The sequence below is a fragment of the Chitinophaga sp. CC14 genome (genome assembly GCF_048957795.1).
Lineage (GTDB): Bacteria > Bacteroidota > Bacteroidia > Chitinophagales > Chitinophagaceae > Chitinophaga > Chitinophaga ginsengisegetis.
The window spans coordinates 46363-58811 of the sequence record NZ_JARBFY010000002.1 but is presented as its reverse complement, the minus strand read 5'-3'; the positions used below and the strand labels follow the sequence as shown (position 1 = coordinate 58811).

11 protein-coding genes, 1 tRNA gene and 1 riboswitch are annotated in these 12449 nt (G+C 46.1%); of the genes, 3 read left to right on the top strand and 9 right to left on the bottom strand.

The window, feature by feature from the left end:
• Positions 1–32: 32 nt before the first annotated feature.
• Genes PV783_RS09545 through PV783_RS09530 form a run of 4 tightly spaced genes read right to left on the bottom strand, consistent with a single transcriptional unit; the run spans position 33 to position 2890 of the window.
• Positions 33–602 (bottom strand): Maf family protein, encoded by a 570-nt coding sequence (locus PV783_RS09545; RefSeq protein WP_420987836.1) that lies wholly within the window; start codon positions 600–602, stop codon positions 33–35.
• Between the two features lie 2 nt (positions 603–604).
• The gene (locus PV783_RS09540; protein ID WP_111579459.1) at positions 605–1546 is read right to left on the bottom strand and encodes a geranylgeranylglycerol-phosphate geranylgeranyltransferase; all 942 of its coding nucleotides are present in this window, start codon (positions 1544–1546) and stop codon (positions 605–607) included.
• A gap of 14 nt (positions 1547–1560) precedes the next feature.
• Positions 1561–2082, bottom strand: coding sequence for a KdsC family phosphatase (locus tag PV783_RS09535; RefSeq protein WP_079470014.1), 522 nt, complete (start codon positions 2080–2082; stop codon positions 1561–1563).
• A gap of 43 nt (positions 2083–2125) precedes the next feature.
• A complete protein-coding gene (locus tag PV783_RS09530; RefSeq protein WP_079468979.1) occupies positions 2126–2890 on the bottom strand; it encodes a Rossmann-like and DUF2520 domain-containing protein in 765 nt (254 codons plus the stop codon).
• Between the two features lie 226 nt (positions 2891–3116).
• Between PV783_RS09530 and topA the strand changes: the two genes are divergently transcribed.
• Together topA and PV783_RS09520 are read left to right on the top strand one after the other, a co-directional pair.
• Complete coding sequence (gene topA / locus PV783_RS09525; RefSeq protein ID WP_079468980.1) at positions 3117–5468, top strand: type I DNA topoisomerase; 2352 nt, start codon at positions 3117–3119, stop codon at positions 5466–5468.
• A gap of 127 nt (positions 5469–5595) precedes the next feature.
• Positions 5596–6468, top strand: a complete 873-nt coding sequence (locus PV783_RS09520) for a transglutaminase-like domain-containing protein (protein ID WP_079468981.1) — start codon at positions 5596–5598, stop codon at positions 6466–6468.
• A gap of 95 nt (positions 6469–6563) precedes the next feature.
• Here PV783_RS09520 and PV783_RS09515 read toward each other — a convergent pair whose 3' ends face one another.
• From PV783_RS09515 to PV783_RS09495, 5 genes are all read right to left on the bottom strand, one after another.
• A complete protein-coding gene (locus PV783_RS09515) occupies positions 6564–6782 on the bottom strand; it encodes a hypothetical protein (protein WP_079468982.1) in 219 nt (72 codons plus the stop codon).
• A gap of 89 nt (positions 6783–6871) precedes the next feature.
• Positions 6872–8185, bottom strand: a complete 1314-nt coding sequence (gene der, locus PV783_RS09510) for a ribosome biogenesis GTPase Der (RefSeq protein ID WP_079468983.1) — start codon at positions 8183–8185, stop codon at positions 6872–6874.
• 57 nt (positions 8186–8242) lie between these two features.
• Positions 8243–9112: a GTPase Era gene (gene era, locus PV783_RS09505; RefSeq protein ID WP_079468984.1), complete on the bottom strand. Its 870-nt coding sequence runs from the start codon at positions 9110–9112 to the stop codon at positions 8243–8245.
• Positions 9113–9225: 113 nt separating this feature from the next.
• Positions 9226–9297 (bottom strand) — tRNA-Met (locus tag PV783_RS09500).
• Positions 9298–9408: 111 nt separating this feature from the next.
• Positions 9409–9816 carry a single-stranded DNA-binding protein gene (locus tag PV783_RS09495; RefSeq protein WP_079468985.1) on the bottom strand — a complete coding sequence of 136 codons (408 nt, stop codon included), beginning with the start codon at positions 9814–9816 and terminating at the stop codon, positions 9409–9411.
• Between the two features lie 133 nt (positions 9817–9949).
• Positions 9950–10043: riboswitch (TPP riboswitch) on the top strand.
• A gap of 12 nt (positions 10044–10055) precedes the next feature.
• Between PV783_RS09495 and PV783_RS09490 the strand changes: the two genes are divergently transcribed.
• Positions 10056–12431: a TonB-dependent receptor gene (locus PV783_RS09490; RefSeq protein WP_420987835.1), complete on the top strand. Its 2376-nt coding sequence runs from the start codon at positions 10056–10058 to the stop codon at positions 12429–12431.
• Positions 12432–12449: the final 18 nt, after the last annotated feature.

The following is a 12449-nucleotide window of genomic DNA, read 5'->3' as shown; positions in this document are numbered from 1 at the left end:
AACGGCGCAGTTCCCTGCGCCGTTCCTGTTGCTTAAAAATTTTCCAGTTCTTCCACTACCCTGCTTACGGGCAGCCCCATTACATTATAGAAGCAACCGTTAATACTGTCTATCCCCACAGCGCCGATCCATTCCTGGATCGCATAAGCGCCGGCTTTATCAAAAGGTTTGTACTTATCCACGTAAAAAGTGATCTGACCGGTGGTTAACGGCTTGAAATGTACCGCCGTTGTTTTGGAAAAAGCAACTTCCTTTTCCCCCTGCTGGATTATAACGCCGGTGACTACACGATGTTCACGTCCGCTGAGGCGTGATAAAATGTCAATGGCGTCTTCACGGTCTTTGGGCTTGCCGATAATATTGTTATCCAGTACCACTACCGTATCGGCAGCAATGATAATATCGCCGGCTTCACACAGCTCCTGCACAGCGGCCGCTTTCTGACGCGCAATATGAACAGGAATATCCGGTATGGCCAGTTCGGGAGGAAAAGTTTCTGCGGTTTCTACCACCTTCACCTGGAAAGGGATGCCGGCCTGCTCCAGCAGCTGCTTTCTGCGCGGCGACTGCGAGGCCAGGATAACGGGTGCGCGGTTATACATCTTTATAAATAAAGTTTAAAAAATATCATGGATAAAATACCGGTGAGCATAATCACCTTTACCAGGGAACTCACCCTGTGATAATGTTCCGGGAGGTTTGCTTTTTTTAGCACCAGGTAAATATATACGCAGGGCACCTGTACAAACAGCAATAAATAGCCGATAGCAACATACCAGCCCAGGATCCATACGCGGATCTCCACCAGGAGAATAATAATGATCAGCGCCAGCAGCAGCGCATTACAAAAACGTTTGGCGGCCAGCACTCCCCAGGCAATGGGCAGGGTGCGGCATCCGTCTTTGCTGTCGCCCATCATATCTTCCAGGTCTTTCACAATTTCCCTGACCATAGAAATGAGGAACGCAAACAGCGCATACACCCCGATGATCTGGATCAGCTTTCTGCCGGTGGGCGACATGATAGCTTCAAAACTATGATAGATCTGTTTTTCATAAAATCCTACCACCACTACTGCCAGGGCAGTTAGTAACGAAATAACCACATTTCCGATCAGCACCTGTCTTTTAAAAGAAGTAGAATAAAACCAGAGTAGCAGGGAACAGATCACCTGGGTGAAGCCGAGGTAAAACTGTCCTGTTTTCCACGCTACCAGGAAACCCAGCGACACGCCGGCCAGGTTAAGCATGGTGTGCCAGGCCATTGCCCAGCGGCGGCTGATAATTTTGTCCAGCACCATTTTATCCGGCTTATTAACAATGTCTATGTTGATATCAAAATAGTCGTTGATAATATAGCCGGCAGCAGCCACCAGTACGGTAGACAGGCTCAGTAAAATAAATTGGGGAACCGGCAGTGACGGCTCTTCGCCGGAGCTGCGTAAAACCGGCTCTACTACGCAATATTGCAGTAAAAACTGGGTGAGGCCAATATATATCAGATTCGGGTACCTGATCAGTTTAAAAAATGCAGCCCAGAGCTTCATAGTTTTCTCTTTTATTATTTCGATGCTATTCCTTCATCCATTAACCAATGTCCGTTCAGTTTCAATACTTTTTCCATGACTTCCCTCACACAACCGTGGCCTCCGGGCAATGGGGACACGTACCTGGAAATACTTTTTATTTCAGCCGCCGCATCTGCGGGGCAGGTGGGCAAAGCCACCAGTTGCATAGGCAGATAATCCGGGATATCATCTCCCATATATAATATCTCTTCCCAGCGAAGATCATTTTCAAAAACATAATCCTGCAGCTTCTCCTGCTTATCGTGTACACCGGTGAAGATATCTTTTATACCAAGTCCCTGTAACCTGCTCACCACACTTTCTGATTTTCCTCCGGAGATAATCACCACACGATAACCTTTTTTTACCGCCAGCTGTAAAGCATAACCATCCTTAATGTTCATCCTGCGGGACATTTCGCCACCCGGCAGCAATTGCAGGGTGCCATCGGTGAGTACACCATCCACGTCCAGCACAAAGGTGGTGATAGATTTAAATAAAGCCAATACGTTCATGGGGCCAAAAATAGCCAATTACGCATTAACAATCGCTTATTCTCTATTTATTATGGAACTGGTAAATGGCGTCAGACATTACCTGGTAAACCAGTTGCAGATAGGGATCACCGGCCAGCAATTCGCGGTGGAGGCTCATGGTGGTTTCATCCTGGCGAAGCGCCGGACCGGTTTGTACCGACTCCGGTGCAAATTTTTCCAGCCGGTCGAAAGTTTCCTTTATAATAGGTTGCAGCAAATTAAAGTCAAGCTGCTCTTTTTCACAATACGCCTTTGCCTGCGCAATCAGGTGATTGGTAAAATTATTACACAATACAGCCGTGAGGTGATATTTCAGCCGTTGTTCTGAAGTAGTAATGGTAACGCTGCCGGAAATACTCTGGGCCAGCGATTGCAGCCGCCGCAGCACTTCGTCGTTGCTGGCTTCCAGCATCACCGGGATAGGCGGATAGCTCTTCACCTCCTTGCGGATCGATTGTAAGGGGTATACCACGCCGGTATTAGACGATATCCGGGAGATAGCTGCCAGGGGTACAGCCCCTGCTGTATGCGCCACCATACGCTTTCCTAAGCGCAGCTGGTCGTTCAGTTCGGGGATGGCAGCATCACTTACCGCGAGCAGGTACACATCTGCGTCCATATTTATATCCTGCAGATCATCTGTATAACCTGCGTGGAGCATTTCTCCCAGTTCCCTGGCGTGTTCCTTGTTCCGGCTCAGCACCTGTTTTACCTGGTGACCATGAATTTTTAAGAGGTGTCCGAAACAATGCGCAACATTGCCAGTGCCAACGATAACTACATCCATTATAATTAATTTTAAAATAACAAACCGCCGGTATCCATCTGATTCGTGGTTTCTAATATACGTGTTTTAGCGGGTCCCCGTTTTTTTCATTACATTACAACGTATTTTAACGTTTAAAAGTGGCCTTATTTTTTAATTTGAAGGTACTTTTATATTATTGCGGAATTCATTGAAGTAATTATTTTACAGAATTTTGCGTATTTAGCAGCACAATAAAGAAGCATACATGGCAAAAAATTTAGTTATAGTTGAGTCCCCGGCGAAAGCCAAGACCATAGAAAAAATATTGGGCAAAGACTTCGAAGTCAGGTCCTGCTTCGGTCACATACGTGACCTGGAGAAGGATGACATGGGGATAGACATTGAAAATAACTTCAAGCCTAAGTATGTGATCCCGGAAGATAAGGAAAAGGTGGTGAAAGAGCTGAAGAAGCTGGCGAAGGATACCGATGAGGTATGGCTGGCAACGGATGAGGACCGTGAAGGGGAGGCCATTTCCTGGCATCTGTGTGAGGTGTTGAACCTGGACCCTAAAACGACCAAACGTATTGTTTTCCATGAAATCACCAAGCCGGCTATAGAAAACGCAGTACAGCATCCACGCAAACTGGATATGGACCGTGTAAACGCTCAGCAGGCCCGCCGTATCCTGGATCGCATCGTAGGTTTTGAAATCTCCCCGGTACTGTGGCGCAAAATGAGTATGCGCAACTCCCTGTCCGCCGGCCGCGTACAATCCGTGGCAGTGCGACTGATCGTAGAAAGGGAAAGAGAGATCAATACCTTTACTTCAGTGAGCACCTTTAAAGTGGAAGCCTATTTCACCGGTAAGGATATAAATGGTAAAAGCATTTCTTTCAAGGCAGATGGCCCCGGCAAATTCAAAACCGCGGAAGATGCGGAGAAATTCCTGGAACAATGTGTTGGAGCTGCCTATACGGTAAAAGACATACAGGTTAAACCGGGTAAAAAATCGCCCGCAGCGCCTTTTACCACTTCCACCCTGCAACAGGAAGCCAGCCGCAAATTAGGCTACAGCGTTTCCAAAACCATGTTGCTGGCCCAGAAGCTGTATGAAAGCGGTAATATCACCTACATGCGTACTGACTCCGTAAACCTGTCGGATACCGCCATCAGTGAAATTGAAAAAGCAATTAAAACCAGTTTCGGTGACAAATACCATCAACACCGGAAATTCAAAAATAAAAATGAGTCCGCACAGGAAGCGCATGAGGCCATCCGTCCTACCTACATGGAAAACACCACGGTAGATGACAGCGATACCCGCAAACTGTACGAACTGATCTGGAAACGTACCATCGCCAGCCAGATGGCGGATGCGGAACTGGAAAAAACCACCGCCAAAATCGATATCTCTACCAACCACGAAGAGCTGAGCGCCAGTGGGGAAGTACTGAAATTCGACGGCTTCCTGAAAGTATATATGGAGAGCCACGACGATGAGGATGAAACAGAAGAAGAACAGGAAGGCTCCTTACCACCACTGGCAGTAAAACAATCGCTGGACCTGAAAGAGATGAAAGCCACCGAAAGGTTCTCCCGCCCGGCTCCCCGTTACACGGAAGCCAGCCTGGTAAAGAAACTGGAAGAACTGGGCATTGGCCGTCCATCTACCTACGCACCTACTATTACCACCATCCAGAAGCGTAATTATGTAGAAAAAAGAGATAAGGAAGGAATAAAAAGAGATTTCCGTATCCTGACCCTCAAGGCAGATAAGATCACTAAACAAACCGATGCAGAAAATACCGGCGCGGAAAAATCAAAATTATTCCCCACCGATCTGGGAATGATTGTAACCGACTTCCTGAACCAGTATTTTAATAATGTAATGGACTACGGCTTTACCGCCAAAATTGAAGGGGAATTTGACGAAATTGCCAGTGGTAAGAAGGTGTGGAACACGATGATCAGCGAATTTTATTCTCCTTTCCATAAAGATGTGGAAAACACCCTGGAAAATGCAGAACGTGTAAAAGGAGAACGTCCGCTGGGTACCGATGCCGCCAGTGGTAAGCCAATTGTAGCCCGTATGGGCCGCTATGGCCCCATGATCCAGATAGGCAGTGTGGAAGATGAGGAAAAGCCACGCTTTGCCAAATTAAAGTCCACACAAAGCATCGAAACCATCACGATGGATGAAGCGATGGAATTGTTTAAATTGCCTCGTAATCTGGGGCAGTTTGAGGACTCCGACGTAATTGTAAACATTGGCCGTTTTGGTCCTTATGCACAGCACGATAAGAAGTTTTATTCCCTGAAAAAGGAAATGGACCCTTACACCGTGGAACTGGATGAAGTAGCGCCGCTGATTGCGGAGAAACGCACTGCCAAAGACGAACGGACCATTAAGATATTTGAAAAAGAGAAAATTCAGATCCTGAAGGGCCCATATGGTCCTTATATTAAGCAAGGCCTGAAGAACTATAAGATACCAAAGGAGAAAATAGATAACGCAGCTGATTTAACAGTGGAAGATGCCAAAGCGATCATTGAAGACGTTAAAGCCAATCCACCGAAGAAAAAGGCCCCTCCCAGAAAGAAGAAAGCTGAATAACACTGTGGTAAGAATATGCTGAAAAATGGGGCAATGATAATAACTGCAGTGTGAAGGGTATGCTTATTATTTAATTTGCCGACAGGATCACATTATTTAATGATTACCACATGATCATAATAATGGTATGAACGAAAACAGAGAAATAAACGCTTTGTTCCACCTGTTGGATGATCCGGATCTGGAGGTATTTGATACGGTTGCCAGTAAAATATTACTGTACGGTAAAGATATCATTCCGAACCTGGAGAATTTGTGGGAGAATACAATTGACGAGGCTATTCAGGAAAGGATAGAACTGCTCATTCACCGGGTACATTACCAGGATTTGCAGGCGGCGTTACGTGTATGGGGACTTTCAGAAACACAGGACCTGATGCAGGGCGCCATACTGGCGGCCCGGTACCAGTTTCCCGATCTCATGGATGCACAGATCATCGCGGAAATAGACCGGATCAAACGTAATATCTGGCTGGAACTCAATAATTATCTTACACCACTGGAACAGATCAATGTGCTCAACAGCATGATCTATAACTACTTTGGCCTCAAAGGAGAAGAAGTTTCCTACCAGCGTAAAAATCAATTTTTTATTAACCAGGTGATAGAATCCAAAAAAGGTAACCCCGTTACCAATGGGATCATCTATCAGAGCCTGTGCGCCATGCTGGATTTACCGGTGTATGCGGTGAATATCCCGCGGCAGTTTATCCTGGCGTATTTCGACAGCTACATTGATTTTTCCACCCCGGTAGAACCTGACGACCACCGGATCCTCTTCTTTATAGATCCCATACAGGGCCAGATCTACACCCAGCAGGATGTGGATACCTATCTGAAAAGAGTATCCGTACCACCGGTGCCTTCTTACTTCAAACCACAATCCAACAAACGCATTGTGCAGTTCTTACTGGAAGAATTATCCAAGTGCTTCCGGGACGACAAAGACGCTTACAAACAGGATGAGCTGATCAACCTGGCAAGCATACTCGAAGATTAATCCTGTTACCGGTATACATCACTAAAAAGCCCACCGCATAAGCGATGGGCTTTTTAATTTCTTGCAAGAAAAGATATTATTGTTATAATAATCTCTTACTTAGCTGGAGTTGCAGCAGCAGCAGAATCAACTGGAGCAGTTACAGCAGCAGAATCAACGTGAGCAGCAGAATCAACTGGAGCAGTTGCTACTGGAGCAGCGTTCATAGTGTCTACTGGTGCAGTTGCAACAGAATCAGTAGCAGGAGTGCTACCACCGTTACAAGCAACGAAGAACATGCCAGCGGCAACAGCGAATACGAATAATTTTTTCATTTTTTAGGTTGTTTTATTTTTAAAACCGCCGCAAAGGTATGCAAAATTTATAAAATACAAAATCTGCACTCCTTTTTTCCGGTAAGTATTTATTTTTTTCTGAAGAAGATCTTCAAAGGCACACCCGTGAAATTAAATTTCGTACGGATCTGGTTCTCCAGGTAGTTACGATACGGTGTTTTCACATCATCCGGGAGGTTACAGAAAAAGGCAAATGCCGGTGTATGCGTAGGAATCTGCGTTACGTACTTGATACGGATAGGAATACCCCTTACCACCGGTGGATGATATGCTTCAATCGCTTTCAGCAACACATCATTCAGTACGGAAGTCTGGATCCGGCGTTTACGGTTTTCGTATACGTCGAGCGCTGTTTCAATAGCCTTGAAAATACGCTGCTTTTCAGTTACAGAGGTGAAGATGATGGGCACATCAGAAAATGGCGCCAGTCGCTCTTTCAGCGTTTTTTCATAATCCCTCGCGGTGTTGGTACCTTTTTCCACAAGGTCCCATTTGTTCACCAGTACCACTACGCCTTTGCCTTTACGGGCAGCGAGACTGAAAATGCTGAGATCCTGTGCCGTGATACCTTTTTCAGCATCCAGCAACAGCATTACCACATCAGATTCATCTACCGCCTTGATGGCGCGGATCACGGAATAAAATTCCAGGTCTTCATGCACCTTCGTTTTACGACGGATACCTGCGGTATCAATCAGCATGAAATCTTTCTGGAACATATTATAGCGGGTGTGAATGGTATCGCGGGTAGTACCTGCAATATCGGAAACGATATTACGCTCTACGCCTACCAATGCATTCAGCAGGGATGACTTCCCTACGTTAGGCTGACCAATGATCGCTATTTTAGGAATATCTGTATCCAGTCTTGCGTCTTCCATCTCCGGGGTAATAAAGCTTACCACGTCGTCGAGCAATTCGCCGGTACCGCTACCCGTCATGGAAGAAAGGAAGTGGATATGATCGAAGCCCATACTGTAAAATTCTGTGGCTTCCAGTTGACGCTGACTGTTATCTACTTTATTTACTACCAGGAAAACCGGTTTGGAAGTACGACGCAGGATATTTGCCACGTCTGCATCCAGGTCGGTAATACCGGTGGTTACATCACACATGAAGATGATTACATTGGCCTCTTCCATTGCCACTTTTGCCTGCTTGCGAATCTCCCGCTCAAATACATCATCACTGTTGGTTACAAATCCGCCAGTATCGATTACGTTGAAGGTTTTGCCGTTCCAGTCGGCAATACCGTATTGACGATCGCGGGTTACACCGCTCTGGTCATCCACGATGGCCTTCCGTTGTTCCAGTAAACGATTGAACAACGTTGACTTGCCTACGTTGGGGCGACCCACTATAGCTACTGTAAATCCTGCCATTTTTTATTATATTTTGTCGTACTAACCTGGATAATACATCCAGGAATTTTTCAATGATTAATATCCGTATTCCTTCAGGAAAGTGTCGTTGTCGCGCCATTTGCCGCGAACTTTCACAAACAGTTCCAGGAATACTTTCCGCTCAATAAATTTCTCTATCTCCTGCCGGGCTAATGTTCCCAGCTCGCGGATGGATTTGCCCTTTTCACCGAGGATAATTCCTTTCTGGGTGTCGCGGGTTACGATGATTTCAGCAGTGATCTTCGTCAGTGTTTCCTTCTCCTGGAATTGTGTAACAATTACCGTGGTGTGATAAGGAATCTCTTCTTCAAACAGCTGGAATACTTTTTCACGGATCATTTCTGCCACTAAAAAGCGTGTAGACTTATCCGTTAGTGTATCATCCGGGTAGAACGGGTTGCCATCAGGCAGCAGCTTTATTATTTCAGCCAGCAGCTCCTTAATACCTTTCTTCTGCATAGCAGACACGGGTACTACCGCTGCTGCTTTGCCCCAGGCTTTGGCGCGTTCTACTAAAACTTCCATATCCTCTTTGAGGATATTATCCATTTTATTAAGGATGAGAACAATGGGTACTTTGAGTTTCAGTGAATCAAACAATTCCAGGTTTTCTTCCATAGAATCTTTCGAATCCATGATCAGCAAAGCCACATCCGCATCTTCGAGGGCCGATTTAACCGCACCCATCATTTTCTCGTGCAGCTTGTATTTGGGATCAATGATACCCGGCGTGTCAGAAAAAACGATCTGATACGCAGGATCCGTTAATACGCCTGTAATACGGTGCCGCGTGGTTTGCACTTTGGGGGAAATAATAGCCAGCTTCTCGCCGATAATGGCGTTCAGCAACGTGCTTTTTCCCGCATTGGGCTTACCAAAAATATTTACAAAACCTGCCTTATGCATGATGACATTTAAAACCTGGTGATGTTGCTTTCACAACTCAAACTTACCGAAATAAAAAAAGCCGAATTTCTTCGGCTCTTAATCTTTTTTATGGACTCCTCAGTCCTATTTTGTAGCGAGGAGCGGATTCGAACCACTGACCTTCGGGTTATGAGCCCGACGAGCTACCTCTGCTCTACCTCGCAATGAGGGTGCAAAGATACAAATATTTCAATCCACTCCAAATCTTTTTTAAAAGAAACACAAAAAGCCAACCGTAACTGGTTGGCTTTCATATTGGAATGCTTCATACATTGTTAGAATGGAAGATCGTCAGCGGGCTGCTCCTGAACGGGCTCTGCCTCGGGTACGGTCATTTCAGCAACCGGTGTCTTCCGCTTTTCCTCATCCTTACGGCTGAGTAACTGCAGCGAAAACACCCGGAGCCTGATGGCCCCGCATAACGCACCGGTAGCGGTACTCACATAAGCCTCCAGTTTTGGAGCGCCTTCTACGTACACCATTACACCCTGCGTTAAATAAGGAGCTACATTGGCCTTGTCCCAGAGCGAGCAATCCACCCAGGTGGTTCTTTCTTCCAGTATGCCCTGCGCGTTTTTAAAACGCTCATTTACCGCTACCGGAAAATTGAAAACAGTGGCGCCGTTGACTTCTTTTTTCACTACATCGCGGCCAAGATGCCCGATAAACTGAAGTTTCATCATCAGAAATAAAGATTTAAATGATTAAAAATTTATGAAAGATGACTGAGAGAAGTATCTCTGAAAATTACACCTTTTTCCTTCTCCCAAAAAATAATTTCTGATTTATTATAGATACAAGTATACCTTTGCATTAACACAACACATGGGGTGCCTTACTTTCAGGCTGAGATCACACCCAATGAACCTGGACCAGGTAATGCTGGTTAGGAATGAACTAACAGAAAACAGACATACTTAAAATGAAACAGCTAATGTTATTAGTGCTGCTATCTATAGCAGGCGCTTTACATGCACAATCCCTGGTTACCGGTACCGTTACCAGTAAAGCCAGCGGCCAGCCACTGGAGGGTGTTACCATCTCCGTCAACCAAACCGGCGCTGTTACCGACAGCAGAGGCCACTACAGTATTCATCTTCCTAAAAAAGGAAACTATCCCTTAACCGCCAGCTACATCGGCTTCAAAACATTTACTACTACCATCACGGCGAATAATGCCACGCAACTGACGGACATTGCACTGGAAACAACCGCACTGTTTGTAAAGCCGGTAGAGATCAGCAGCTTACGCGCCGGTAAAAATTCGCCTTTCGTAAACACCACTTTAACAGCAGCGGATATTAAAAAACAAAACCTCGGTCAGGATCTGCCCATTCTGCTGGATCAGCAGCCCGGCGTGGTAACCAACTCTGACGCGGGTACCGGTATCGGCTACACCGGCATGCGTGTACGCGGGTCCGATATCACCCGTATCAACGTTACGGTAAATGGTATCCCGGTAAACGATGCAGAATCGCAGGGAACGTTTTTTGTAAACATGCCCGACTTTGCCTCCTCCGTTAGCAGCGTTCAGCTGCAACGCGGCGTAGGTACCTCCACCAACGGCGCCGCCGCTTTTGGCGCCACGCTGAACCTCAGCACCAACGAATTCAATGAAAAAGCATACGGCGAAATCAGCAACAGCTACGGTTCTTTCAATAGCTGGAAACATACGGTGAAAGCAGGTTCCGGCCTCATCAACGATCACTTCACCATTGATGCCCGCCTCTCCAAAATATCATCAGACGGGTATATCGACCGCGCCACTTCCGATCTGCGCTCTTTCTATACTTCCGCCGCCTATGTTTCTGCCAAAACAGCCATCAGGCTCAATGTCTTCTCCGGAAAAGAAAAAACATACCAGGCATGGAATGGCGTACCACAGGCACTCCTGGAAACAGACCGCACCTACAATTCTGCCGGCACCGATAAACCAGGCACTCCTTACGATAATGAAACGGATAACTACCAACAGGATCATTACCAGCTATTCCTGAACCAGGAAATAAATTCACATCTCAACTTCAACGTAGCCTTCCACCTTACCCGCGGACGCGGCTACTACGAACAATATAAAGCGCAGCAAGCCTTCTCGGAATACGGATTGACAGGACCCGTGATCAACGGCAAACAGGTAGATACCACCGACCTTGTCCGGCAGCTGTGGCTGGATAACTACTTCTATGGTTCCGTATTTTCCGTAAACCGCACCGGCAACAAATTCAACTGGAGCCTGGGCGGCGGCTGGAACCGCTATACCGGCGATCATTATGGCAAAATCATCTGGGCGCAAACAGGTATCGATAAAGACCATGAATATTATAGATATCCCGCTGCCAAAAACGATTTCAATGTTTACTGGAAAGGAGAATATAAACTCACATCTGCACTGAGCATTTTTGCAGATATGCAGTACCGCAACATCATGTACAACATGGATGGCTTTGAAGCTGCACCTACATACATGGCACACGTGAATTATAATTTCTTTAATCCGAAGGCAGGTATCTCCTACAACATTAACCCTACCAACCGTGTATTCGCTTCGGTAGCCATTGCGCACAAAGAGCCTAACCGTGTTGACTTTGAAAACAACTTCGGCACAGCAACACCCAAACCGGAAGTACTCCGCGATGTGGAAGCCGGCTATTCATGGAACAACAACATCGCTGCTATCCAGGCGAACGTTTATTACATGAACTATAAAAACCAGCTGGTGCAAACAGGTATGCTCAACGATGTTGGCGCATACATCCGCACCAACATTCCCAAAAGCTACCGCATGGGTATTGAAGTAAATGGAAATGTAAAACTGGGCAGCCTCGTGAGCGTAGCCGCCAATGCAGCTTTGAGCCAGAACAAAGTACTGGACTATCATGCCATTACTTACGATGCCGGCTATACGCCGCATACACAGGTGTTCAACAAAACAGATATCTCGTTCTCTCCTTCCTTCGTAGGTGGGTTAACGTTAACCGTGAAACCGGTGAAGAACCTGAACATCGATGTATTGGGCAAATATGTAAGCCGCCAGTATATGGATAACACCTCTAATGTAGCTGGCAGCCTGGATGCTTACTTTGTAAACAACCTGCGTATCAACTACGTAGTGCCGCAACCGTTATTCCGTGAACTAGGACTGCAATTCATGCTGAACAATATTTTCAACGTGAAGTATGAACCCAACGGAAGTACCTACAGCAGCTACGATCAGGCCAGCAACCGCGTGGTGTACGACAATTATTATTACCCGATGGCAGGGATTAATTTCTTTGCCGGAGTAACTATAGGATTCTAAAAGATACAGGCATAAAAA